The organism is Pseudoalteromonas nigrifaciens (genome assembly GCF_002221505.1).
Classification (GTDB): Bacteria; Pseudomonadota; Gammaproteobacteria; order Enterobacterales; family Alteromonadaceae; genus Pseudoalteromonas; species Pseudoalteromonas nigrifaciens.
Genome location: NZ_CP011036.1, coordinates 1,050,373 through 1,075,341, shown reverse-complemented (window position 1 = coordinate 1,075,341; position 24,969 = coordinate 1,050,373). Strand labels below are relative to the sequence as shown.

The 24,969-nt window shown below is 40.1% G+C and carries 22 protein-coding genes; 12 read left to right on the top strand and 10 right to left on the bottom strand.

Annotation, left to right across the window (positions count from 1 at the left end; all coding sequences use genetic code 11):
* Nucleotides 1–17: 17 nt before the first annotated feature.
* On the bottom strand, nt 18–368 hold the full coding sequence (locus PNIG_RS05090) for a RidA family protein (RefSeq protein ID WP_011327663.1): 351 nt from the start codon (nt 366–368) through the stop codon (nt 18–20).
* Nucleotides 369–395: 27 nt separating this feature from the next.
* Nucleotides 396–866, bottom strand: coding sequence for a phosphohistidine phosphatase SixA (sixA, locus tag PNIG_RS05085; protein WP_089367948.1), 471 nt, complete (start codon nt 864–866; stop codon nt 396–398).
* A 192-nt stretch (nt 867–1,058) separates the two neighbouring features.
* On the opposite strand from sixA, the gene PNIG_RS05080 reads away from it, so the two are divergent.
* Nucleotides 1,059–3,782 (top strand): insulinase family protein, encoded by a 2,724-nt coding sequence (locus tag PNIG_RS05080; protein ID WP_089367947.1) that lies wholly within the window; start codon nt 1,059–1,061, stop codon nt 3,780–3,782.
* Nucleotides 3,783–3,846: 64 nt separating this feature from the next.
* On the top strand, nt 3,847–6,102 hold the full coding sequence (locus PNIG_RS05075) for a sensor domain-containing protein (RefSeq protein WP_089367946.1): 2,256 nt from the start codon (nt 3,847–3,849) through the stop codon (nt 6,100–6,102).
* Between the two features lie 23 nt (nt 6,103–6,125).
* Here the strand turns inward: PNIG_RS05075 and PNIG_RS05070 are convergent, their stop codons facing one another.
* The gene (locus tag PNIG_RS05070) at nt 6,126–6,320 is read right to left on the bottom strand and encodes a hypothetical protein (protein ID WP_011327659.1); all 195 of its coding nucleotides are present in this window, start codon (nt 6,318–6,320) and stop codon (nt 6,126–6,128) included.
* Between the two features lie 139 nt (nt 6,321–6,459).
* On the bottom strand, nt 6,460–7,032 hold the full coding sequence (gene efpL, locus PNIG_RS05065) for an elongation factor P-like protein EfpL (protein WP_011327658.1): 573 nt from the start codon (nt 7,030–7,032) through the stop codon (nt 6,460–6,462).
* 192 nt (nt 7,033–7,224) lie between these two features.
* Between efpL and PNIG_RS05060 the strand changes: the two genes are divergently transcribed.
* Entirely contained in the window at nt 7,225–7,611 is a 387-nt protein-coding gene (locus PNIG_RS05060; RefSeq protein WP_086998279.1) for an MmcQ/YjbR family DNA-binding protein, read from the top strand.
* A 194-nt stretch (nt 7,612–7,805) separates the two neighbouring features.
* Here PNIG_RS05060 and PNIG_RS05055 read toward each other — a convergent pair whose 3' ends face one another.
* The 4 genes from PNIG_RS05055 to fadI all read right to left on the bottom strand — a co-directional run bounded on the left by PNIG_RS05055 (nt 7,806) and on the right by fadI (nt 13,101).
* The gene (locus PNIG_RS05055; protein ID WP_208619489.1) at nt 7,806–8,345 is read right to left on the bottom strand and encodes a hypothetical protein; all 540 of its coding nucleotides are present in this window, start codon (nt 8,343–8,345) and stop codon (nt 7,806–7,808) included.
* Between the two features lie 70 nt (nt 8,346–8,415).
* Nucleotides 8,416–9,048, bottom strand: a complete 633-nt coding sequence (locus PNIG_RS05050) for a hypothetical protein (protein WP_089367944.1) — start codon at nt 9,046–9,048, stop codon at nt 8,416–8,418.
* Nucleotides 9,049–9,601: 553 nt separating this feature from the next.
* Nucleotides 9,602–11,791 (bottom strand): fatty acid oxidation complex subunit alpha FadJ, encoded by a 2,190-nt coding sequence (fadJ, locus tag PNIG_RS05040; protein ID WP_089367943.1) that lies wholly within the window; start codon nt 11,789–11,791, stop codon nt 9,602–9,604.
* Complete coding sequence (gene fadI, locus PNIG_RS05035) at nt 11,791–13,101, bottom strand: acetyl-CoA C-acyltransferase FadI (RefSeq protein ID WP_011327655.1); 1,311 nt, start codon at nt 13,099–13,101, stop codon at nt 11,791–11,793. Before fadI ends, fadJ begins: the two co-directional genes overlap by 1 nt.
* 328 nt (nt 13,102–13,429) lie before the next feature.
* Here fadI and PNIG_RS05030 point away from each other — a divergent pair, with 328 nt between their 5' ends.
* The 9 genes from PNIG_RS05030 to PNIG_RS04990 all read left to right on the top strand — a co-directional run bounded on the left by PNIG_RS05030 (nt 13,430) and on the right by PNIG_RS04990 (nt 22,649).
* Nucleotides 13,430–14,386, top strand: a complete 957-nt coding sequence (locus tag PNIG_RS05030; protein ID WP_089367942.1) for an AAA family ATPase — start codon at nt 13,430–13,432, stop codon at nt 14,384–14,386.
* 3 nt (nt 14,387–14,389) lie between these two features.
* Complete coding sequence (locus tag PNIG_RS05025; RefSeq protein ID WP_086998270.1) at nt 14,390–15,334, top strand: DUF58 domain-containing protein; 945 nt, start codon at nt 14,390–14,392, stop codon at nt 15,332–15,334.
* A 2-nt stretch (nt 15,335–15,336) separates the two neighbouring features.
* A complete protein-coding gene (locus PNIG_RS05020; protein ID WP_011327652.1) occupies nt 15,337–15,771 on the top strand; it encodes a DUF4381 domain-containing protein in 435 nt (144 codons plus the stop codon).
* Nucleotides 15,764–16,750 carry a vWA domain-containing protein gene (locus tag PNIG_RS05015; protein ID WP_089367941.1) on the top strand — a complete coding sequence of 329 codons (987 nt, stop codon included), beginning with the start codon at nt 15,764–15,766 and terminating at the stop codon, nt 16,748–16,750. The genes PNIG_RS05020 and PNIG_RS05015 overlap by 8 nt, the downstream gene beginning before the upstream one ends.
* On the top strand, nt 16,750–18,627 hold the full coding sequence (locus PNIG_RS05010) for a vWA domain-containing protein (protein ID WP_089367940.1): 1,878 nt from the start codon (nt 16,750–16,752) through the stop codon (nt 18,625–18,627). The genes PNIG_RS05015 and PNIG_RS05010 overlap by 1 nt, the downstream gene beginning before the upstream one ends.
* Nucleotides 18,621–20,267, top strand: a complete 1,647-nt coding sequence (locus PNIG_RS05005; protein ID WP_089367939.1) for a BatD family protein — start codon at nt 18,621–18,623, stop codon at nt 20,265–20,267. The genes PNIG_RS05010 and PNIG_RS05005 overlap by 7 nt, the downstream gene beginning before the upstream one ends.
* 100 nt (nt 20,268–20,367) lie before the next feature.
* Nucleotides 20,368–20,883 carry a sigma-70 family RNA polymerase sigma factor gene (locus PNIG_RS05000; RefSeq protein WP_244181074.1) on the top strand — a complete coding sequence of 172 codons (516 nt, stop codon included), beginning with the start codon at nt 20,368–20,370 and terminating at the stop codon, nt 20,881–20,883.
* Nucleotides 20,883–21,638, top strand: coding sequence for a DUF3379 domain-containing protein (locus PNIG_RS04995; protein ID WP_011327647.1), 756 nt, complete (start codon nt 20,883–20,885; stop codon nt 21,636–21,638). Before PNIG_RS05000 ends, PNIG_RS04995 begins: the two co-directional genes overlap by 1 nt.
* Nucleotides 21,639–21,797: 159 nt before the next feature.
* Complete coding sequence (locus tag PNIG_RS04990; RefSeq protein ID WP_089367937.1) at nt 21,798–22,649, top strand: Tim44 domain-containing protein; 852 nt, start codon at nt 21,798–21,800, stop codon at nt 22,647–22,649.
* Nucleotides 22,650–22,921: 272 nt separating this feature from the next.
* Here the strand turns inward: PNIG_RS04990 and PNIG_RS04985 are convergent, their stop codons facing one another.
* Entirely contained in the window at nt 22,922–24,115 is a 1,194-nt protein-coding gene (locus PNIG_RS04985; RefSeq protein ID WP_011327645.1) for an amino acid aminotransferase, read from the bottom strand.
* A gap of 189 nt (nt 24,116–24,304) precedes the next feature.
* A complete protein-coding gene (locus PNIG_RS04980; RefSeq protein WP_089368942.1) occupies nt 24,305–24,964 on the bottom strand; it encodes a GAF domain-containing protein in 660 nt (219 codons plus the stop codon).
* Between the last annotated feature and the right edge of the window lie 5 nt (nt 24,965–24,969).

Sequence of the window (24,969 nt, the reverse complement as noted above, 5' to 3'; positions counted from 1 at the left end):
AGCTTAATAGCTGCTAATTACTTAACTGCAGCAACAACCGAAATTTCAACAAGCAAGCCATCTCGAGCCATTTTAGCTTCAACACAGGCGCGTGCAGGGGCATAGCCTTCAGGTACCCAGGCATCCCACACCTCGTTCATCTCAGCAAAATACTCCATGCTTTTTACATATATAGTCGCGCTTAGCATATTCTCTTTCGAGCTGCCGGCTTCATCTAGTAAAGTAGCTACTTTATCGAGCATAGTTTGAGTTTGCTCTTTAATATTTTTTTCAGCGTCTGCACAAACTTGTCCACACAGATAAATAATACCGTTATGCTTTACTATGCGGCTCATACGCGCATTAGTTTGAAGGCGTTCAATTGTCATAATTTATATTTTCCAAATTGTTTGGCATTAAACAGTGTCAGGCGCATTTATGTTTTTATATTCGCTGCGCTGGGTTTGCTCATTATAATTAATTACGGCAACTGCACCGGTATTAAAAATAGGCATATGGCCCACACATAACTGATCAACCAAATAACTTACTATGGGCATGTGCGCCACTACTAGCCAAGTATTACACGCAGGATGCGCCGCTATTAACGTTTCGATGTAATCGGCTGCAATTTGCGGTTTACCTTCAGGTATAATGTCTTTGCAGGTTTCGCTAAATTTAAACGTGTTATTTTTAGCAACCCCTTTTGCTGTTTGTTGAGCTCTAATGTAAGGACTAACTAACAGCGCATCGGGTGAATAGTTTTTTGCCAGCCACAGCCCCATTTTTTCAGCTTCAATATGACCCTTTTGGGTTAACTGTCTCGCTGCATCATCGGCCTGCATTGGCGTTGCTTCGCCGTGGCGCATTATTAAGATTGTTTTCATAATAAATCAACCAATTAAAGAATATAAAACAGTAGCCAATTTGCCCGTTCTTCCGCTATATTAACAAGGTAACACTATTTATTTCTTAAATAGTTCTGTCATGATATTCAGGTAAATCTTATCGCTGTATTTCTCTGTCCTGAAGTTATCATCTGTTGTTAACAAGTAAACATTTAGTTTCAGGAGCATCATTTGAATATCAGTCGCAATGATAACAGAGCCTACCGCGCTCTAACACTGGACAATGGTCTAAAAGTACTCTTAGTGCAAGATAAAGATGCAACAAAAGCCGCTGCGTCTATGGCTGTTAATGCTGGACATTTTGACGACCCTGTTGATAGACAAGGCTTAGCACACTTTTTAGAGCACATGCTATTTTTAGGCACAGATCAATTTCCTGACTCAGGTAGCTTTAATAATTTTGTATCACAAGCGGGCGGCAATACCAATGCCTGGACCGGAACTGAGCACACTTGCTACTTTTTTGACATTAATAATCAAGAATTTGAACATGCGCTAAAGCAATTTAGCCGGTTTTTTATTGCGCCATTATTAAATGCTGCAGAAACAGAAAAAGAACGTAACGCGATAGAAGCAGAATTTAAATTAAAAATTAAAGACGACGGCCGTCGTATATACCAAGTACATAAAGAAACGGTTAATCCGGCTCACCCTTTTGCTAAATTTTCGGTGGGTAATTTACAAACATTAGCCGACAGAGAGCGCTGCATTAGCGACGAGCTAAGAGACTTTTTTAAGCAGTTTTACCAAGCTCAATACATGACTTTGGTCATATGCGCTAATGAGGAGCTCGACACTCTCCAAGCATGGACAAAACAATACTTTACTGCGGTTTGTGGTAACGCCAAGCAACCAAAACCCGCAATTAGTGCGCCGCTATACCGAGCGCAAGACCTAGGAAAACTGCTGCACATTGAACCTCATAAGCATATGCAAAAGCTTATAGTGAGCTTTGCAATGCCTAATATTGATGACTTTTATCGTCACAAAACAGTGAGCTTTATTGCACACTTACTCGGTTATGAAGGTGCGGGCTCCTTATACTCTATTTTAAAACAGCAAGGCTGGATAAATGCACTTTCTGCCGGGGGTGGCATTAATGGCAGTAATTTTAAAGACTTTAATATTAGTATGGCACTAACGGATGAAGGTATTGAATACTTTGAAGATATTATTGAAATGATCCTTGAGTATATTTGCCTCATTAATAACAATATTGAACAGCTACCGCGCTTATACCAAGATAAAAAGAAGCTATTGCAAATTGCCTTCGATAACCAAGAACAATCGCGCTTAATAGACTGGGTAAGTAACTTAAGCATTAATATGCAACATTACGATCAGCCTAACTACTTACAAGGCGACTATTTAATGGAAGGCTTTAAACACGCCACCCATGAAATGGCCATGCAATGGTTAAAGCCACACAATATGCGCTTGGTACTTATTCACCCCGGGGTTGAGCCTCAACATAAAGCAGCTTGGTATAATACACCTTACAAGGTTGAAAAAATTTCGACTAGTTGGCTCGATGCACTAAGTAACATTAATAAACCACTCAATGAAATGCGCTTACCTGTTGTTAATCCTTATTTAACCAAAGACGTTGAGCTGTTTGATATAATTGAGCCACAAACAAAACCTGAGCTAATAGTCACAGAGCCTGGTTTTGATTTTTGGTTTAAACAAGACAACACCTTTCGCGTTGCCAAAGGTCATTTTTACTTGGCAATGGACTCAGACTTTGCAATAAAAGATGTAAAGCACATGGCACTCACCCGCCTCTTTTCTGATTTATTTATGGATAGCGTTAGCGAGCAATTTTACCCTGCCGAACTTGCAGGACTTAGTTATCACTTAACGTCTCATCAAGGTGGGTTAACACTACATACAGCGGGGCTCTCATCAAGCCAGTTAGAGCTGGTTGATGAACTCATTGATGCTTTATTTAACGTAGAAATTTGCTCTAAGCGTTTTGCCGAGTATAAAAAGCAATTAGTAAGGCATTGGCGTAACAGTAATCAAAATAAGCCCGTAGGTGAGCTGTTTAGCATGTTAGGCGCAAAAATAATGCCGTGGAATCCACAGCCAGACGAATTGGCTGACGCATTAAAAAACACGTGTTTTCAGCAATTTAATGAATTTAGACAAGACTTTTTTAAAGCCCTGCATGTAGAGTCTTTTTTACATGGTAACTGGCAACAAGCTGATGCAATTAGTTTTCAGAAAAAAGTAGCCGCGCACTTAAAAAGCGCCGCTGTAATAGCCGATTTAACACGGCCATTATTTAAAATTAACAAAGTAACGCGCTTTGAGTTAACGCTTCCTTGTAATGATCACGCTATGCTTATTTACTATCAAGCACAAACCGACTGTGTAAGTGAAAAAGTAAAAATGATGGCGCTAAATCATCTAATCAATCAAGATTACTTTAACGAACTACGCACCACGCAACAATTAGGTTATTTAGTTGGTGCCGGTTACGCGCCTTTTAACACCCGCGCGGGCATTGTTTTTTATGTGCAATCACCCAAGTTTGAAGCCAAAACAATACTGCAGCGCCATAATAACTTTATTCATGACTATTTAACCAATATAGATAATTTAACCCCGCAAGATTGGTTACAACAAAAGCACGGCCTAACCACACATATAGCCGAAGCAGATAAAAACCTGCGACTGCGCTCGCAACGATTATGGTTAGCTATTGGTAATCGCGATCACGAGTTTCATATGCAACAACGCTTGCTTGATGCATTAAATGCATTAACCCTTGCAGATATAAAAGCATACGCGCTAAGCCTTTTTAATGAAAATAGACCTAGATATGAGTTTTTAAGCTCTGCAAAGCCTAATAAAGCGCATAATCAGGCCCTTTACTCGCATTCTCTTTGACAGTGAGTAACGCTTGATTTAGATTGTCGTTTGAAAATTAAATGTTATAAAAACAATAAAAATAATGATCACAATAATAATAAAAATAAGCTTACTATTAGCCCTATTAGTTGCCTCGCATAGCCTATATGCCTTAGAGGCAACTTTTAACTTAAATTTAAATACCGTTGCAGTTACGGCAAGCGCAATAATTGTGCTTGTTTTATGCTACATGCTAACGGTTATATATAAACTTAAGCGCTCGCGCTATCAACTTATGCTTTCTGAACAACGCTTAAAAAGCACTGTTGAAGGCAGTGGCGATACCCTTTGGGATTGGAATATAAAAACCGGTAAAGTACTTCGTATTAACGATAAGTACTTAATGGATTCAATATTATCAACAGAGTTTCCACCTAATAAAAGCCTTATTCACCCAAGCGACATTACCCAAGTAGAATATTTACTTAAAAAACACTTTGCTCAGCAAACTCCTTTTTTTGAAGCGACTTATCGGATTAAAGATCATTTTGGCGGCTGGCTCTGGGTACTCGATCGCGGCAAAATAATAGAAAAAGACACCAACCTTAGTCCCTTACGCATGACAGGCACAGTGCGCGACATTTCACAATTAAAGCTAACCGAAGAGCGCTTAAACCTTTTTGCAAAATGCGTTGAATCGCTAACCGATGCCCTGGCTATTTACGATAAAAACTTTAAGTTAGTGGATATTAACCCCAGCTTTTTAACCTTATTTGGTGGCGTGCGCGAGCAGTACCTTAAAAAAGATTTTAATTTGCCCGGCTACGATAAAAGTTACATTAACACCATTAAAAAAACCGTATACCAGCGAGATAGCCTGCAACAAGAAGTTAAATTACGCAATAGTGCACATGTTTTATTACCCATAGAAATTTCGATTGATGAAATTAGAAATGATCAAAACCAAATAACTAACTATGTCGTTGTATACTCTGATTTAACCGAGCGTAAAAAAGCCGAATCGCAACTGCATAACCTCTCCAATAGAGACCGCACCACCAACCTGCCTAACCGTAATTTGTTTTTTACCGACTTACAAAAATTAGGGCAACTAAACTCGCACCATGCTTTGTTAGTTTTCGACTTAGATAACTTTAAAAAAATAAATGACTCTTTAGGGCACCAACTAGGTGACAGCTTATTAGCTAAACTCGCTATGCGGCTAAATAAACTCACTCGCGAAAATGACGTGTTTTATCGTTTAGGCGGCGATGAGTTTGCACTGGTAATGTCTGATACTAACGACATATATACTATTACCCGCACCGCTAAACAGTTTTTAGCGGCTATTGCTACGCCTTTTAAAATGGCCGGACATGAGCTTGCCATTACCTCAAGCGTTGGCATTGTGTTGTTCCCTGAAGATGGTAATACCCCAGAGCTACTATTAAAAAATGCCGACACAGCTATGTACCACGCTAAAAAGAAAGGTAATAGTTATCTGTTTTTTAATGACACCATGAACCGTGAAGCCGTAAAGCGCCTGCAAATAGAAAACCTAATGCGCTTTGGTTTAAAAGAAAATCATTTTGCCGTGTATTACCAACCAAAAATGAATATTCATACCGGTAAACTTGTGGGAATGGAGGCATTAGTACGCTTTATCACGCCTAAAAAAGGTATTATTAGCCCGGGTGTTTTTATCCCAATAGCAGAAGAAACAGGGCAAATAATAGAAATTGGTGAAGTGGTTTTAAATAAAGCCTGTCGCGATGTAAAAGAGTGGCTTGATGCGGGCTTATTTAATGGCAGAGTTGCTGTGAATTTATCGGCAAAGCAATTTAGTTTACCCGACCTAACAACACGTATTGATGTGATTTTACAAAAAAATGCATTGCCCTCTTACTTTTTAGAGCTAGAAATTACCGAAGGCACGGTAATGGACGACCCTAAAGATGCTATCGCAATAATGTGCTCACTCAGCGCCCGAGGTATTCATTTAGCAATGGACGACTTTGGTACCGGCTACTCTTCGCTGGCCTATTTAAAGCAGTTTCCGCTTAATACGCTTAAAGTTGATAAAGCCTTTATCGATGACATGAAAAACGAGCGCGGCCGCAATATGGTCGACTCAATTGTTACTATTGCCCATAACCTTGACCTACATGTGGTTGCAGAGGGCGTAGAGCAAGCGTCGCAAATAGAAATACTCAAACAATTAAACTGTGAAACAGTACAAGGCTACTATTACTCTAAGCCGCTATCAAAAGATGAGTTTACCGAATTTTTAAAACTCCAGCACAGCAAGTCTGTACCTAGTTTAATTAGCCAGATTAAAAAAGTAGCTGTCACTAATTAAAGTTAAAAAACAGAAATAAAAAATTAAGGACGCCATATGCAAGGGTTAATGCCTACACTTCGCAGTAACGCACGGCGATAATGTAAATTAAACAAACACCATGCAACCGGCCCAAGTAAACCCGCTAACAACAGCCAACGCTTAACCGGCATGCCCTTTTTAATCGCCTCTAAATACATAATCGCTATAAACACTGCGCTTAATAAAACAAAAATCAAAGCAATACCTAAACCTGTAAAAACAAGCCGCGTATTTTAACCATAAAATGACTATTTTTAAAGCTATGCACTTACTATTTGAATCTAAGCAATAAAAAAAGCCGAACAAGTCGGCTTTTTAATATAAATAATTAGGCGCTTACTTTTCAGCACGGCCCATAAATTTATGCTCTGCAGTATTGATACGAATACGATCGCCTGTAGAAATATGCTCAGGAACTGAAATATTTAACCCTGTAGACATACGCGCCGGCTTTGAGCGTGCACTCGCCGAAGCACCCTTAATAGATGGGTCGGTTTCTTCCACAACCAGTTCAACACTTGATGGCAAATCTAGGCCAACCGGTGCGCCATCTATTACAATAACGTGCACGCCTTGAGTTTCTTCATTTACGAACAAAATCTCTTCGCTAATCGCATCTTTACTTAGATTATATGGCGTGTAATCTTCGTTATCCATAAACACATACTCGTCACCATCAATGTACGAAAGCATAGCTTCACGACGAGTTAAATCAGCAAGTGTTAACATATCACTGTCTTTAAATGTTTCATCCACTTTGCTGCCCGTTACTACGTCGTATAAACGCATACGGTACAAACTACCACCAGCACGACCTTGTGGAACTGAGCGTACTATATCTTTTACAACTAAAACGCGACCATTAAAATCAATGGCTGTCCCTTTTTTAACTTCACTCGCCTTTGGCATGAATATATTCCTATTATTTTTGACTCTGAGAAACATACCACGAACTAGATTTTGTTCAACTAAAACTGCTTCAAAACCCCGCTATACCTTGGATTAACTCATAAAATTATGATTTTTACAAAAATACATATAATCAAACATTAAAAAAACTGTTATGGTAGTTTCATCGAGTATGACTTCAAGGAATGGATCATGGACCAACAAACTGTACATGAGTATTTAGTTAACAAACCACTAGTTAAAGTAACCCAACCTTTTTCTAAAGAAGTTGATGTTTACAAGGTAAACCATAAAATGTTTGCCACCCTTGCACTGGGTAATGATGAAAATAACGACGCCAATGGCGAGCCTATTTGGTGGTTAAATTTAAAATGTGACCCCGACGAAGCACTAGCATTAAGAGATATGTTTACTGCAGTGATCCCTGGCTATCATATGAATAAACGCCTTTGGAATACCATAATACTAGATGGCACAATCCCGCAAAACGAGATTAAGCGAATGATTGATAATTCATTTGATTTAGTGGTAGATAACATGCCAGAAAAAGATAAAAAAATTATCGCCGCCCATCTTTAAATACCCCATTTTATTTTAAATACGCTTGAAGCACTTCAAGCGTATTTATTACTAACATTTAGCCCAACCCTAACGATACCCCTGTTATATACCTCTAAATTAAAGCTAGTAGTGATGATACATCTAATAGTGAGAGATGGTATATATGGAATCCTAAATGGTTCAATATTATAAATTAACACCATAGTTCCTTGCTATGCTCTATACTCCAACAATTTCTTAATTCCTTTTTTTGAATCTTTGACTGGATATTTTTGACCTAACACATCCGTTAAAAAGTATTTTTTAAACAACGCACCACCATTATTAACAGCGTATAACTTTGTATAATTATCATGTTCAATTCGATACTCATAAATTTCTCCATCATCTAACCTCACACCGACATCATGAACAAAATAACTAGATACGACCGATGGTATTCCATGTTCATCGTAAACTATTGGCTCATCCTTTAAAGCCCAAAAACTTGATGACTTTCTTGAAATATAACCACAAAGATCAGATAAGAATATCGGCCTTTTCCCTGTATTCACGGCATATATACGTAGAAAAGGAGGTGGGTTGTCTAGGTTTTCAGATTCATCCTTAGAGCAGTCATATACTACTTTGCAAAAAACCTTAACCCGACTTTTATCTCGATAAATTGCATACGCACTCACCAACAAACTGACAACTGAAATCAACAAAGCTAACCAAGGTACGAGACTTCCCAAATTCATTTCTTTCCCCACAAGGTAGAATGCCCAAATAAGGGGCTAAAAGTTGTTTGCTATAATATTAAGACACAAAACAGAAAAATGTTTATTGTTCGTATTGATCCATTGATTTCGGGGTTGGAATTACTCCTATAAATCTAGCTAAACTAAGTAATGTCATAAACAATCCAATCATTGCTTGGCCAATAACAAGAGAGTAAGCCAGAACTCCAAGTGGAGTAACATTATAAAACCCGAAACTAGTCATAACAACAAAGCTTGTATATACGGCACCTAAAACACTTTCATGAGAACCTTGTACTGTAAAGTTAAAAATATGTTGAAAGAAAATGTATTGAGCTGCAAACCAAAATATTATTTCAAAATAGTTTTGAATTAATAGAATTATCATCCTACGATAACCATTTAACGCATAACTTTTACCTGCTTTATTCGCCCTATATTCATCAAATAAAAGTACATTAATTTGATAGATTACAACTTCAAAAACTCTCAACAATGCGTAAAATGTAATAATGAAGCTTATATAATCATTTTTTATATACAAAACAGCGGGGACTGAAAGGATTGATAAAAATACGTGAGTAAGTGCCCAAGCCTCAGAAAAAATACCAGTTCTAGATTTTGGGAATATCCAGCGAACTAAATTAAAGAATGAAACTTTTCCCAAATATAGGAAAGTTTTTGCCCAAAAGTCGACAATAAATGTATTGCTCATACAAGTAACTCCTAGTTTTGATAACGAGACTGTAGATTAACTCGCTTTTAAATTTATTTTTATTGATAAATAAAACCATAGCCGAGTTCCTCGTTTGGTACAATTGATTAATATATTTTATGCTGAATATAAAAAAGATATTTGGTATTGTTTTAATTGGTTTTTGGAAAGAACACAGGCCATTGAGTGTCTTTATTTCGATTAAAAGGATTACATTCTTAATAGAGTATTTTTATATTATGAATTAAGTAATACTGTTACCTTTACTCGCCCACTTTTGTTTGCCCGCGTAAGGTCAGTTTGTTCATACATTTATTCACCTTAATATTTCCGAATACGAGCTCTATACACCCGAGTCATTTATTACATAATCGTGGGTCTATCTTATTTTCGTCCTGTCGATGTAGCTTAGTTTTTTTGCGTGATTCAGTATTTATAAATTACTGCTGAAGCAGACGCGCTTCACAGTTTCTAACTAATCGCGGCATACCTTTATTTAGCCATAAAAAAACCGCATATAAAATGCGGTTTTTGTTAGTTAATGCTTATTTACTTATTCTTTAGCACTTGGCGCTGCAGCTTCGTCAGTGGCTTGCTCTGCAGGCTCTGACTCAACTGTTGGCTCTGGGCTTGGCTGAGCGGCATAAAACTTAGCGCCTGACTCTGCCATTGCTACAAGCGTGTCGCAAGGGGTAAAAATTGCATTGCTACTGCCTAATGTAGACATGTCTGAGCTTATTTTACTTGCGCCTAGTTTATCCATATAGCTAAATGGTCCGCCAAAGAACGGTGGAAAACCAATACCAAAAATAGCACCAATATCACCGTCACGTGGGCTGGCAATAATGCCTTCGTCTAAACAACGAACCGCTTCATTAAGCATTTGTGCAATACAACGTTTGGCAATTTCGCTTTTATTTAAACGCGGAGCTGGGGTAACGTTAAGTAGTTCATAAACTGACTCGTCAACCTTTTTGCCTTTTTTATCGTACTCATAAAAGCCACGACCAGTTTTACGACCAAGGCGTTTTGACTCTATCATACGAGTAAATGCATCGGGTGCTTTAAAACGCTCGCCTAGCTCTTTTTCTAAAATTGGCGCAATTTTAGAACCAATATCAATACCCACTTCATCAAGTAATGCCAGTGGGCCTACCGGAAAACCAAACTCAACTAAAGCTGCATCAATTTTTTCAATTGGCTCACCTGCTAGCATTAAGTTAGCTGCTTCGTTTAAGTAAGGCGCTAAAATACGGTTTACATAAAAGCCAGCGGTATCTTTTACTACAATAGGTGTTTTACCTTGTTTGCGCGCAAAGTTTACCACACGAGTAATTGTCTCTTTTGAGGTGCCGGCGTGTGGAATAATTTCTACCAGTGGCATTTTCTCTACTGGCGAAAAGTAATGTAAACCAATCACGTTTTCAGGGCGCTGAGCTTGAGCTGCAATTTGCGAAATAGGTAATGACGAGGTATTGCTCGCAAAAATAGTATTTTCTTGGCATTCACGCTCTACATCAGCAACCATGCCTTGTTTAAGCTCAAGATCTTCAAATACCGCTTCAATTACTAAATCTATATTTTTAAAACCGCTGTAATCGGTAGCGCCTGTAATACGGCTCATTGTTAGCTGCATATCGGCTTTAGACATAATGCGGCGCTTTAAGCGCTTATCTAAAATTTTATAGGTATAGCTCATTGCATTACTAATGCCCTGCTCTGCTACATCTTTAATACGTACCGGTACTTTAGCTTTAACGGCACTTACGTGCGCAATACCTGCGCCCATTAGTCCGCCACCTAACACTGCGGTTTTGTTAATTACTGGTGCGTCGTCGTTACGCCAGTCTTTTTTCATTTCTGTGGTTGCAAAAAACACACTACGCAGCGCTTTTGATTCATCGCTCATTACCAGCGTTGCAAAGCTTTCAGCTTCGGTTTTATACGCTTTTAGCTTATCGAGCTCTACGCTTGCACGTACCGCTTTAATAATTAAAAGTGGCGCAGGGTAATGTCCGCCCGTTTGTTTAATGACGTTTTCTTTTGCTTTTTTAAAGATAAAGTTACGGCCAAACGGATTTGATTCTAGCAGCTTGATCACGGTGTCGAGTTTTGGCTCTTTAGCTGGTGCTTTGCCTTTAGCGGCAAATTCTTTCGCTACTTTTAATAGCACGCTATGTGGTACGCAATCATCTAATACACCGGCTTTTTTAGCTTGCTTTGCACGAATTTGCTTACCAGTTAGCATCCATTCTAAGCCTTTTTGAATGCCAATTATTTTAGTTAAACGCTGAGTACCGCCACCGCCAGGTAATAAACCTAATTGCACTTCTGGCAAACCAATTATGGTAATACCACTGTCGGTGCCTACGCGATAATCACAGGCTAGTGCAAACTCTAACCCGCCACCTAAAGCTGCGCCATGAATAGCACTAACAGTAGTAAAAGGTAGGTTTTCCATGTCAAAAAATGCATGGTGACATAACTCGCTAATAGCTAAAGCATCTTCACGCTTTTGCACACTATCAAGCATTTTAACGTCAGCGCCAGCAATAAAGTTATCACTTTTACCACTAATAAATACCATGCCTTTTACAGACTGCTGCTTAGCTTCGGCTAGTAAGGCTTTTAAATCATCGGCAAAACTACTGCGCAGGGTATTCATTTTTTCGCCCTGCACATCTATAGTTACTACGGCGATTTTATTTTCATCAACCGTTAAATTAAATACTGAATCTGACATTACGCACTCTCCAATACAAAAGCTGCACCTAAACCACCTGCAGCACAGGCTGTTGTTAATGCTAAACCGCCACCACGACGCTTAAGCTCGTATAAGCTTTGCGTAATTAAGCGAGCACCGGTTGCTGCAAATGGATGTCCATAAGCAAGCGATCCACCTAATACGTTAAACTTATCCATGTTAATTTCGCCAATCGCTTTGCTGCGACCTAAGTGCTCTTGCGCAAACTTATCTGAGGCAAACATTTTCATGTTAGCGAGTGTTTGCGATGCAAACGCTTCGTGCATTTCTATTAAGTCTAGGTCGGCAAGGGTAATACCCGCTCTATCTAGTGCGATAGGCGTGGCATGAGCTGGACCCATAAGCATATCTTTTTCAACACCAATGGCTGAAAACGCAAAACTGCGTACATAACCAAGGATTTCGTAACCCAGTGCTTTTGCTTTGCTTTCGCTCATCATTAATACCGCAGCTGCACCGTCGGTTAATGGGGTGGCGTTTGCTGCAGTTACTGTACCGTGTTGGCGGTCAAATACTGGCTTAAGCTTAGCGTAGCCTTCAACCGTTGAGTTTTTACGAATGTTGTTATCTTCTTCAATAAAGCTTTTATATGGCGGTAAGTGCGCCGTCATTACTTCATCTTTTAATTTTCCATCTGCCCATGCTTGGGTTGCTAATGAATGCGAGCGATGCGCTAATGCATCTTGATCTTCACGGCTAATGTTATGTGTTTTAGCCATTTGCTCAGCAGTTTGCCCCATTGAAAGGCCTGTTGAGTACTCTGCAACTGCAGGAGGCACTGGCAATAAATCTTTTAAACGCAACTTTGAAAATATTTTTAAGCGCTGACCTAAGGTACGCGCTTTATTTAAATCAACTAAACTGCCAGCTAATTTTTTGCTCACGCCAATGGGTAGTACCGATGAAGAATCGGCGCCGCCCGCAATACCTACAGTAACAGAGCCGGCCATAATAGACTCAGCAACGTTGGCAATAGCCTGAAAACTAGTCGCACAGGCACGTGAAACTGAATACGCATCAACCGATACCGGCATGCCAGTACCTAATACAATTTCGCGTGCTATATTTGGTGCTTCTGGCATTTGTACTACCTGACCAAATACAAGTTGATCAATTTCTGACTTGTTGAAATTTAATCGCTCAAGCATTTCGTTAACCACAAGTTTACCCATATCAAGTGCAGGTACATGGTGGAACGCAGTTGCTTGCTTGGCAAAAGGTGTACGTAGGCCGCTAACTATGGCTATACGATCGCCTTTTGGTGTTTTAAGTATGTTTTGCTCAGACATTAATTATGCTCCCGCTGACAGGTCTGACCTGTTTGTTTTACTCGATTCTAAACAACCCGTGTACTAAAGCCAATAGATAAACTGAAATTTATCGATTAGTAGGCAAATAAAATTCTCTAAGACCTACTATATAAGTACTACAATAGGCTTTTTTAGACGCATTTACAAAGTTTTGTGATAGGCTAAAAGTCGTTAATAAATAACGAACTATTTTTAAAAATACAGTCTAACTCTTGAGTTATCCAATTTTAAACCTTATAACTAGGTCAGTATTTCGTACCCAAATAACTTTGGTATTATTCCAGCTGACGAGGACAGTCTATTTATTATGGCAGCTAACGCATTTTCACAATTAAAAACGTACTTAGATACACAAATTATTGGCCAGCCAGAGCTTACTCAAGCGCTACTTATTACCATTTTAGCTGACGGCCACTTATTAGTAGAAGGCCCTCCTGGCCTTGCAAAAACGCGCGCCGTAAACGCCTTAGCTAAAGGCATTGAAGGCTCGTTTCAGCGGGTGCAATTTACGCCCGACTTGCTCCCTGCCGATATTACTGGTACTGATATTTATCGCCAGCAAACCAGTGAGTTTGTATTTGAAAAAGGCCCACTGTTTCATAATCTTATTTTAGCTGATGAAATAAACCGTGCCCCAGCTAAAGTACAATCAGCTTTATTAGAAGCCATGGCAGAGCGCCAAGTAACTGTGGGTAAAAATACTTATCCGCTAAGTGACCTATTTTTAGTAATGGCCACACAAAACCCGCTGGAGCAAGAAGGCACTTACCCGCTACCTGAAGCGCAGCTTGACCGCTTTTTACTGCATTTGAGTATAGGTTACCCCGGCGCAGAGCACGAATTAGACATACTGCGTTTAACCCGAGGCGAAGCATTAAACGAGCAACCAGCGGTAATGCAAAAAATTAGTCAAAGCGATTTATTTGCCGCTCGTAAAGCTATTTTAGGCCTTTATTTAGCACCACCACTTGAGCAGTATTTAGTGCAGCTTATTATAGCTACCCGTGAAGGTGCTAAGTTGGATGCACAACTAGGTAGCTGGATTGAGTTTGGTGCTAGCCCACGTGCCACTATTGCCCTTGATAAATGCGCCCGTGCGCATGCTTGGTTGCAAGGCCGCGATTTTGTAGCGCCCGACGATATTCAGGCAGTAGTACATAATGTATTGCGCCATCGTATTATTTTAAGTTACGAAGCCCAAGCCGATGGCATTACTAAAGATCAGGTAATTAGCCGTATTGTTGAACTTGTAGCCGTACCGTAACTTATGCAAACACCATTAGATCCCCAAGCATGGCTTGCACAAAGCCATAGCCACGGTGTAAATTTAGCGCTTAAAGAGCTGATGTATTACAAAGCCAAAGCGCAATTGCTAGAGCTGGCTCCTAAAGTAAAAATTAAAAACACCTTAACCGGGCAATACCTTGCGCCGCATAAAGGCCGTGGTATGGAGTTTGCTGAAGTACGCCACTATCAACAAGGCGACGATATTCGCTCTATTGATTGGCGTGTAACTGCGCGCACTGGCGAAACACACACTAAGCTTTTTCAAGAAGAGAAAGAGCGCCCAGTGTTTATTTTTACTGATTTTTCAAACTCGATGCTATTTGGCTCGCAGTTGTTATTAAAATCGGTGCAAGCCGCGCACATTAGCGCATTGGTTGCTTGGTCGGCCTGCCAACGTGGTGACCGTATTGGTGGCATTGTATTTAATCAGCACTCTCATTTAGAACTCAAGCCCAGCGCCCGTGAAAAAGCGGTATTAAAGCTGTGTCATAATTTGTGTGATAGCCACCAGCAAGCCCTTAACGCAATTGACGAGCAAGCCACTAACAACTTTAGCGATAACTTAAAGCGCCTTAACCATTTGGCTAAACCCGGTAGTTTAGTGTATTTAATTTCTGACTTTAATGCCCTAGACGACGCCAGCTTTAAACAGCTCGAAATACTAAGCCGTCACTGCGAGCTAATTGGTTGCCACATAAGCGATCCATTTGAGCATCAGTTACCGGCATTTAAACAAGCCGTTACAGTAAGCGCCAATGGCCAAGACTTTGCCCTACCACTTATGGATAGTAGTTTTAGAGCGCGCTTTGCTAAAAATGCCGAACAGGCATTTAGCACACGCTTTAATCGCTTAACTAAATCGGGTCTTAATTTAATATCATTCAATGCAGCCACACCGCTTGAGCTGCAATTAGTGAGAAAATAACCATGCAAACGTCTCCACTTGATGGCCTACACGACATAATAGCGCCAAGCCAAGTAAATTGGTGGCCACTTGCCCCTGCTTGGTGGGTTATTATTGCCGTTTTGTTATTGCTGCTAAGCGCCGCAATTTATATGGCTTATAAGCGTTATAAATTTAAACAACCAAAACGCTTCGCGGTTAATTTAAGCCAACAGCACACTGATCCTCAGCAATTACATATTATTTTAAAACGCTTAGTCATTGCCTATTACGATAAACGCCTTGCTACGCAATCTACCAAGCAGTGGTGTAATACGCTTAATACACTAACCGGATTAAGTTTTAGTGAACAAGAAATTCTCAGTGTTTATAATCTTGAGCAAAACAATAGCGCGCTAGAAAATAAGTTTCGCCAAGCAATTAAGCAATTTAAGTTAAAGGAAGTGGTTAATGTTTGAATTTAGCTGGCCATGGCTGTTTATATTACTCCCCCTGCCTTTATTACTATTATTACTAAAACCGGCTGTAAACAATGCGCACACTCGACTGCGGATCCCAAGCTTTGCCAAACATAACTTAACCAGCCAAAGCATTGAAGCTCACGCACGGCGCTTAACCCCGTTCGAGTGGGTTATATGGCTATTACTGGTAATAGCTGCGGCAAACCCTACTTGGTTAGATGATCCTATTTCAATGCCAAACGAAGGCCGCGATATAATGCTGGCGGTTGATTTATCAGGCTCTATGACCGAGCAAGACATGGCTTACAATGGCCAATATGTTGACCGCTTAACTATGGTTAAAGCGGTATTAACTGATTTTATAGAGCAGCGCCAAGGCGACAGGCTCGGCCTTATTTTATTTGGCGACACCGCCTTTTTACAAACCCCCCTTACGCGTGATGTAAAAACCGTAAGTAAAATGCTTTCTGAGGCACAAATTGGTTTAGTTGGCCGCGCCACTGCCATTGGCGATGCTTTAGGGTTGTCGGTAAAACGTTTTGCAAACAAAGATAAAAGCAATCGTATTGTGGTGCTACTAACCGACGGGCAAAACACTGCGGGTAATTTACAACCCGAAGAAGCCCTACTGCTTGCCCGCGATGCTGGTATAAAAGTGTATACCATTGGCGTTGGCTCAGATAATCCTCGTGGGTTTAGTTTATTTAATATGGGCGGTATGAGCGGCGACACAATAGATGAAGGGTTATTAAAACGCATAGCCGAGCAAACTGGCGGCTTGTACTTTAGAGCTAAAGATGTAGCCGGTTTACAGCAAATTTATGCCGAACTAGACAAATTAGAGCCCATTAGTGTAGATGAGCAAACCTTTCGCCCGCAAAGCTCATTATTTTACTTGCCGTTATTAATCGCTATTTTATTAATTAGCTTAAAAGTAATGTTAACAACCCTGCGCGCAATAAAGGAGCCTAACTAATGGATTTTGAATTTATTCGCCCTGCTATTTTGTGGTTACTCATACCCGCAGTTGGGTTATTTTTTGTTGCCTTAATTAAGCGCAAAAAAGCCACCAATGAGCAGCTAATTGCACCGCATTTAGCACAGTTTATTATGAGCGACGCAAGCACTAAAACTAACCAGCCACTTTGGTTATTAGCGCTATTTTGTAGCTTAGGGATTATATTTAGTGCCGGCCCCAGCTTTGAAGAAAAACAAGTACCTGTGTTTCAAAGCAAAAATGCTCGCGTTATTGTTATGGACATGTCGTACTCTATGTACAGCACAGATATTTTACCAAATAGATTAATGCAGGCGCGTTTTAAAGCCCTCGATATGATTGATTTATTTAAAGAAGGCGACACAGCGCTAGTAGCCTATGCAGGCAGTGCTTATACCATTTCACCGCTAACCAACGACGCCACTACACTTGAAAACCTAATACCTAGCTTAAGCCCAGAAATAATGCCCGACAAAGGCTCTAATGTTTTAGCTGGCCTTGATATAGCAAAAGAGCTATTAGGACAAGCCGGTTACCTAGACGGCGATATTATTTTAATAACCGACGGCATTGATCAGCAAGAGCAAAGTGAGGTGAGCACCTTTACTAAAAACACCCAATACCGATTAAATATCTACGGTGTAGGCACCGCCCAAGGTGCGCCAATTAAACTACCCGAAGGCGGATTTTTAAAAGACCACTACGGGCAAATTGTAGTGCCAACTATTAATACCAGCCAGCTAAAAAGTTTAGCTACAAACAGCGGCGGTAAATTTGCTAGTTATCAGCCAAGTAGCGCCGACATTGCTGTTTTTGCACCTAGCGCTAATGGTGAGTTGTTAAAAGATGAAAAACAAAACCATGCGCTTTGGCGTATAGACGCCGGTATTTATGGCTTATTACTGCTACTACCTTTAAGCCTTTATTTATTTAGACGTGCGGCTTTGCTGAGTGTGTTTTTAGTGTTTAGCTTTTTACCACAGCAAAATGCCTATGCCGTAGAGCTGCCCACAGTTTTAAAAAACACCGATCAGCGAGCGCTTGATGCTTATAACAATAAAGATTATGAGCAAGCAATAACAGCCCAATCGAGCCAATTAAAAGGCGCTGCACTTTATCAGCAAGGGAACTTTGAGGCCGCGGTTAATCAATTTAGTGATGATAAATCGGCAACCGGTTTTTATAACTTTGGTAACGCACTTGCTAAAGCGGGCAAGCTAGAGGAAGCAATTAATGCTTATCAACAAGCTCAAGCATTACACCCTAACTTTACACAAGCCGCAGACAACCAAGCACTGGTTGAGCAATTACTGAATCAGCAGCAAGAGCAACAAAGCCAAGACGGCGGCGAATCACAAGACGGGCAAAAAAGTGATGAGCAAAACCAACAGCAAAATTCTGATGAAGCCAAGCAAGATCAGCAACAAAATGATGAGCAAGGCGAAGCGCAAAGCGACAGTGAAAAAAACAGTGACGATAAATCGGATAAAGACTCTGAGCAAGCACAAGAGCAAGCTGATCAACAAAATAAACCTGACATGCAAGCTGAGCCGCAAAACGAGCAAAGTGAAAATCAACCAGCCGAACAGCCAAATGATAACGCTGAGCAACAAAGTGAGCCACAGGCTGCAAACGAACCTGCGCCCGACGAGCAACAACAAACTGCCGAGCAACAAGCGCAAGCAGTACAAGCCAGTGAGCTGACTAACGAAGAAAAAGAACAAGCACAGCAGCTTAACCAGCTGCTGCGAAAAGTGCCCGACGATCCCGCTATTTTATTACGGAATAAAATGCAATTAGAAGCCCAAAAAAGACAATATCAACGTCGCCCCACAGGAGTAGAAAAGTCATGGTAATGCGATTATTTTGCTGTTTATTGCTATTAAGTGCGATGCCATTGATGGCTGCCACCAAACTCGAAGCCAGTGTAAATAAAAACCCGGTGTTAGCGGGTGAGTTTTTTATTCTTAATATTACAGTAGACGACACAATTAAAGATGAACAACCCGATACCTCAATGCTGTTAAAAAACTTTGTGGTTGGCCCTACTAGCTTAAGTACCCGCACCAATATTATAAATGGCAGTATGAACAAGCAAACCACCTGGTCGGTTAAACTAATGACCCGCCGCGAAGGCGAATACACTATACCGTCGTTTACTGTTGCGGGGCTCAGCTCGCAGCCTATTACTTTAAAAGTTGCCAAGCGCGCAGCTGATGCCGATAAAAATAACGATATATTTTTAAAAACATCGCTCTCAAGTAAATCTTTGTTTGTACAAGAAGCCGGTGTTTATACGCTTAAACTTTATTTAGCTAAAGAGCTACTTGACGGCAGCTTAGGCACACCTAGCATGGAAAATGCACAACTTAGCCAATTGGGTAAACAAACAGAGGATTATGAACTGGTTGACGGTAAACGTTATTTAGTCATTACTCGAGAGTATTTAATTCAGCCGCAAAAAAGTGGTGACTACACTATTGCCGGCCCTGCTTTTCAAGGCCGTGTGCAGCAAAATTACCGCCAGTTAGAAGTGTCGGCGCTTGGCAATGATCAGCAAATAGAAATAAAGCCTATTCCAAGTAATTACAATGGCGCTTGGCTGCCTAGTGAGTTAGTAAGCTTAGATGAGCAATGGCAACCAGAGGATAATACTGTTGAGGTAGGCACTCCTATCACACGCACAATTACCTTAACGGCACTTGGTGTAACTAAAGAGCAACTCCCCGAAATATCAATGCCCGATATTACAGGGATCCGTAGCTACCCAGACCAAAAAGAAAATAACAACGCGGTGCGTAATGGCCGTGTAGTATCGCAGCAAATTGCCTCTTATGCTTTGTTACCACAAACACCTGGCACTTATACGCTGCCCGAAATAAAACTGCCTTGGTACAACACTAAAATAAATCGTATTAGCTTTGCTACTTTACCAGAGCGCACTATTACTGTGCTCCCTAGTAGCAATGCTGCTAATCCTGTAATTATAAATGATTCGCAAAATACCAATAACCAAGCAGCAGGACAAAATAGTGTTGATGCAACTAACCCACAGCAAATACAAAGCTCAACACCATTATGGTTAATAGTTGTTGCTGTACTGGGCTATTTATTATGGGTTGTGACTGCAATTTTTTATTGGTTAAGCCGTTCTACTCATAATGCGCATGTAGCAACTATAACTGATGAAGCACCCGCGCTGCCTAGTTTGAAAAACTTATTACATGCAGCAAATAAAAACGATGCAAAAATGTTTTATAGCGCATTAAATATATATGCAAAAACAGTAACTAAGCAAAATATGGGCGCTATTGATACTTTATGCCGTGCTATTAATGATGCAGAACTAACTAATAATGTGATGCAGTTACAAACACAATTATACAGTAATAAAAAAACAACCAGCGATCTTACAGCTATAGTTAAATTACTTAAAAAGTATCAGGCTCAAACATTAAAGTCGCAACAAGCTGTATTAAAAGACCTTTACCATTAAATTTTAATGCGTGTAGACCTTTTATTATATTAAATAATATTTAACTAAAAAAGAACTTATGTTTGGAAATAAAAAATCGAATAATCAGGTCTTAATTGATATGGCACAAAAGCAAAAGCGCTACGAAGCCTTGGTTCATGTTTACCATAAAGAGCTTTACCGCTTTGCCTATTGGTTATGCCGTGATCCACACATTGCCGATGACTTAGTACAAGAGACTTTTTTGCGTGCCTGGCGCTCGCTCGACTCTTTACTGGATCAAAAAGCAGCAAAGTCGTGGTTACTTACGATTTTACGTCGCGAAAACGCGCGACGATTTGAGCGCAAACAATTTGATTATAGCGATATAGAAGATGAATTATTGGTTGATGAAACCAGCCACTCTTTAGACGATGAAATGGAGCAAACTGTTATTCAACGCCAAATAGCACTCTTGCCTGATGAATACAAAGAGCCATTATTACTGCAAGTAGTAATGGGCTGCTCAGGCGAAGAAATTGCAAATATACTCGATTTAAACAAAAACACGGTAATTACACGCCTATACCGTGCTAGAAACCAACTTAAAGAGGCTTTAAGCCGTGATGATGAGCAACTTAAAGGGGCATCAAAATAATGGATGAGCTTGAGTTTCGTCGCCGCACTATTGCGCAGCCAAACGATATTGACAATGAGCTTACCGAGTTTGCTAAAGACAACTCAGAGCGACAACGGTTTATTAACGACATGAAAGATTTCGATAAATATTTACAAAGTGCAGCTAATGACGTTCCGGTACCTGAAAACCTAGCCGAGCGAATTCTTTTAAACACCTCTTTAAAAGAAAAAGCACAGCAACAAGCGCAAATACCGGCTAATAAAAACGTTATTGCATCGCGATCGCGCTTTAAGTTTGACCGAGTACATTTAGCCCTAGCCGCTTCGTTTGTTGTTACTATAAGTGCATTCTTTTTTAGTTCTGAGCAAAATACCTATGGCGCAGGTGAGCATGCTTTAGCCCACGTTTATCACGAAATAAATTCTCTCGATAAAACACAAGCAATTAGCCTGCAAAGCGTGAATGAAAAGCTCGCCTTACTTGGCGGACAATTAAGTGAGCTACCCGGTAAAATTACTTACGCTATGTTTTGTGACTTTAAAGGGGAGAAAGGCATACATTTAGTGTTTGAATCTGACTTTGGCCCTATGACGGTATTTATTGTGCCAACTAAAAATAAAGTGTTTGAAATGGGCTCTGATGACTTTCATGATGACAGATTTGAAGGCCATATTAATAGAGGCCAACAAGCCGATACCGTATTAATTGCCAGCTTAGGTGCGCCGGTGAATATGTATAATGAACGTGTTTCTGGCGCTATTCGCTGGCTGTAACCTTGTAGCTTCTCGCACCGCTTAGACCAGCTAAGCGGTGCGCTTAATGTTTAGTAATTTACTCCTGCCCCTTAAATATTACCAACCAGCCAACTGATTTTTAAAGTAAATAATATTTCTATAGGTATAATCGACACTTTATTTTATTTAAGGATTTTCATGAAGAATTTTGTCGTTATTTTATCTTTGTTGGCCTTGCTAATGACTGCAAGCTTTGATGCACAAGCACGTAAAAAGTTTGGTAGTAGCAAACGTGGTAAAACTCCAGCTACGCAACAAACCGCACAAAAGCAACAAACAGATACCAAGGCAGTTGCGCCTGCGGCAAAGCCAGCATCTAATAAAAAAGGCATTATGGCGGGTGTATTTGGTGGACTGCTTGCTGGTGGCTTAATTGCTGCTATGTTAGGTGGTGATTTTGAAGGGTTTCAGCTGCTAGAGATGATTTTACTTGCGGGTGCAGCCTTTATAATATTTAAACTTGTTCGTGGCTTTATGCGCGCAAGGCAGTCGCCTCAACTGGCCAGTGCTGGCATGTCACAAAATGCATTTAAACAAGCACCTATTGAGCATGAACAAACAACAAGTACAGGATTTGCTAATAGTACTGCGCACGGCGACGATGTGCCTTTTAACTTACCGCCTGGCTTTGATACAAACGGCTTTTTACAAGGTGCTCGTGAGCATTACCACACACTACAAAATGCGTGGAACGAAGCTGATTATCACACTATGGCTGAGTATTTAAGCCCTGAATTAGTGGCCGAATTTAAAGCAGAGCGCGAAGCAATTACAAGCGTAGCTACTGAAGTGATGTTTATAGATGCAGAACTAGTACGCGCAGATACGCTGACTGACAAGTGGCAAGTAAGCGTACGCTTTAAAGGTAAGTATCGCGATTTAGCAGATAAACAAGAACAACCTATTTTAGAAATTTGGCATTTAGAGCGTTTAACGCTTACTGATGCACCTTGGCTGATTGTTGGCGTTGAAGATTTAATAGACGCATAGGCTCTAAATACGAGGCAAAAATAAACCGCACTAACCTAAGGTTGTGCGGTTTTTTAGTTAAATAATTTAACTAACCTGAGCTCCGGATAATAAACTTATCTCAAGCAGCTGTTTTCAGCGCTAACTGCGTTGAATTTACTTGCAATAGGCCAGCTATTGACGCGTAAATTCGCCTTGTTTTCACTGAAAACCTCTGGCTAGAGAAAATAAAATTAAATATAACGATGATTCAATATGTTAGTAAATCTCTTAACCAGAGTTCAGGTTAACTATTATGATTTACATACGTCGGCAACTGCATTTGCAAAGTATTCAATATTTGCATCACTCACGCCCGCTACGTTTACACGACTTGAGCCAACAATATAAATGCCGTACTCTTTTTGTAGGCGAGTAATTTGCTCTTTATTAATTCCTAAGAAAGAAAACATACCGTGCTGACGCTCAATAAACGAGAAGTCTTGCGCTATGTCTTTAGTCGCTAGTGTTTCTTTAATTTGTGTACGTAAACCATTTATACGGCTACGCATTTCATCAAGCTCTTGATGCCACATTTGCGTAAGCTCAGTGCTGCTTAAAATTGTATTTACAATGTCAGCACCATGCGCTGGCGGCATTGAATAAATACTACGTACAACACTAAGTAATACTGAGTTTGAAATATCAGCAGTTGCGCTGTCTTTTGCAATTAGTGAACACGCACCAATACGTTCGCGGTAAAGACCAAAGTTTTTAGAACATGAAGAACAAATAATTAACTCTTCAACTGCGTCAGCTAAAATACGTAAACCACGTGCATCTTCTTCTAGTGAAGAGCCAAAACCTTGGTATGCAATATCAACAAGCGGCGTAAAGCCCACTTCTTTTGCAAGCTCAGCAACTACCTTCCACTGTGCTTCGTTTAAATCCATACCACTTGGGTTATGACAACACGCATGTAGTAAAACCACATCGCCTTTAGGCACTTGCTTAAGTGTGTTGATCATCTCATCAAATAATAAGTCTTTATTTTCGTAATCGTAATAAGGGTATTCTTTTACTGTTAAGCCCGCTGCTTCAAATAAGCTAATATGATTAGCCCATGTTGGCGTAGTTACCCACACTGTTGCTTTTGGATTACAACGCATAATAAATTCAGCAGCAACACGTAATGCCCCAGTACCACCTGGCGCTTGCGCCGTACGTACACGGTTAGCTAGTAATGTTTTGTGCTCACCTAATAGTAAGCTTTCCATTTTTTGGCAGTAATCTAAATTACCCGCTAAACCAATATAAGATTTGCTGGTTTCATTTTCTAAACGAAACGCTTCTGCTTTTTTTACCGCTTTAAGTACCGGTGTATTGCCTAGCTCATCTTTATAGACACCCACACCTAAATCAATTTTATTAGGGTTAGTATCTTGCTTATAGGCCGCCATAAGGCCAAGAATAGGATCTGTGGGTAATGGTTTTAATACTGAGAACATTGACTATCTCTTATCATTATTTAGGGGGTTGGTGTGAGCTTAAGCTTATCATAAAAACACGCTAGGTTGACTAGTGTTATTGGTACAAAAAAGTGAGGAATTTTAATACAGCATGCCATTAATACAGTTAATACCTTGTGCATGCAAAAAATCATTATTAAAAACCTCAACATAGTCTATTTTTGTTATTTAAACTAAAAATTGAGGAATTTTAATACAGCATGCAATTAGGACTGCGAGTACTTTTTCATCAAAAAAATCATTATGAAACGCCTCAGCATCAATAATTCCTACGCATTCACCACTCCTATTAAATAAAGGTAAGCACACCTCAGACTTAACCTTTGGGTCGCAAGTATAATACTCCCCTCCTTGGCTTAAGTATTGCTCAACATTATTAATAATACGGCCCGTTTTAGAGAGCGCAACTTGCACGTTGTTACTGCCCGCGGCAAAATCGGCTGTAAGCGGAAAAAGCGGCCTACTTGGCGCGCCATGATAAGCTAACTTTAAAAGCTGTTTACCCTGTGCAGTATCGTGAGTTTGATAAATACCATACCAATCAACCCCAGTTTGCTGCTGTATGTAGTTTACAATAGCCTGTAAGTTAGCAAGCTTAGTGTGCGTTTGCTCATTGTTAGTTACGTAAGTAGTTAACTTAAACGGTTCATCTTGCAGATAACCAAATAAACTACATGCTCCGCCCTCACCTAACTGTGGAATTTGATAATGCCAGCGAACTTCAGGCAAGCTAGTGCTTGCAAGTGCTTGCTCAAGCGCTGTTAGCTCTGCTGAAATTAAACGGGTGTCAGCACTGAGTTGTGCTTGTTGTAAATAGGAACTAATCATTTGGC

Excerpts from the sequence above, each read along its gene's own strand:
- fadJ (WP_089367943.1), bottom strand. The coding sequence starts at position 11,791 with ATGTCAGATTCAGTATTTAATTTAACGGTTGATGAAAATAAAATCGCC.
- PNIG_RS05050 (WP_089367944.1), bottom strand. The coding sequence starts at position 9,048 with ATGAGCAATACATTTATTGTCGACTTTTGGGCAAAAACTTTCCTATAT.
- PNIG_RS05060 (WP_086998279.1), top strand. The coding sequence starts at position 7,225 with ATGGACCAACAAACTGTACATGAGTATTTAGTTAACAAACCACTAGTT.
- PNIG_RS05025 (WP_086998270.1), top strand. The coding sequence starts at position 14,390 with ATGCAAACACCATTAGATCCCCAAGCATGGCTTGCACAAAGCCATAGC.
- PNIG_RS05075 (WP_089367946.1), top strand. The coding sequence starts at position 3,847 with ATGATCACAATAATAATAAAAATAAGCTTACTATTAGCCCTATTAGTT.
- efpL (WP_011327658.1), bottom strand. The coding sequence starts at position 7,032 with ATGCCAAAGGCGAGTGAAGTTAAAAAAGGGACAGCCATTGATTTTAAT.
- PNIG_RS04985 (WP_011327645.1), bottom strand. The coding sequence starts at position 24,115 with ATGTTCTCAGTATTAAAACCATTACCCACAGATCCTATTCTTGGCCTT.
- PNIG_RS04980 (WP_089368942.1), bottom strand. The coding sequence starts at position 24,964 with ATGATTAGTTCCTATTTACAACAAGCACAACTCAGTGCTGACACCCGT.
- PNIG_RS04990 (WP_089367937.1), top strand. The coding sequence starts at position 21,798 with ATGAAGAATTTTGTCGTTATTTTATCTTTGTTGGCCTTGCTAATGACT.
- PNIG_RS05090 (WP_011327663.1), bottom strand. The coding sequence starts at position 368 with ATGACAATTGAACGCCTTCAAACTAATGCGCGTATGAGCCGCATAGTA.
- PNIG_RS05015 (WP_089367941.1), top strand. The coding sequence starts at position 15,764 with ATGTTTGAATTTAGCTGGCCATGGCTGTTTATATTACTCCCCCTGCCT.
- PNIG_RS05005 (WP_089367939.1), top strand. The coding sequence starts at position 18,621 with ATGGTAATGCGATTATTTTGCTGTTTATTGCTATTAAGTGCGATGCCA.
- PNIG_RS04995 (WP_011327647.1), top strand. The coding sequence starts at position 20,883 with ATGGATGAGCTTGAGTTTCGTCGCCGCACTATTGCGCAGCCAAACGAT.
- sixA (WP_089367948.1), bottom strand. The coding sequence starts at position 866 with ATGAAAACAATCTTAATAATGCGCCACGGCGAAGCAACGCCAATGCAG.
- PNIG_RS05020 (WP_011327652.1), top strand. The coding sequence starts at position 15,337 with ATGCAAACGTCTCCACTTGATGGCCTACACGACATAATAGCGCCAAGC.
- PNIG_RS05030 (WP_089367942.1), top strand. The coding sequence starts at position 13,430 with ATGGCAGCTAACGCATTTTCACAATTAAAAACGTACTTAGATACACAA.
- PNIG_RS05000 (WP_244181074.1), top strand. The coding sequence starts at position 20,368 with ATGGCACAAAAGCAAAAGCGCTACGAAGCCTTGGTTCATGTTTACCAT.
- PNIG_RS05010 (WP_089367940.1), top strand. The coding sequence starts at position 16,750 with ATGGATTTTGAATTTATTCGCCCTGCTATTTTGTGGTTACTCATACCC.
- fadI (WP_011327655.1), bottom strand. The coding sequence starts at position 13,101 with ATGTCTGAGCAAAACATACTTAAAACACCAAAAGGCGATCGTATAGCC.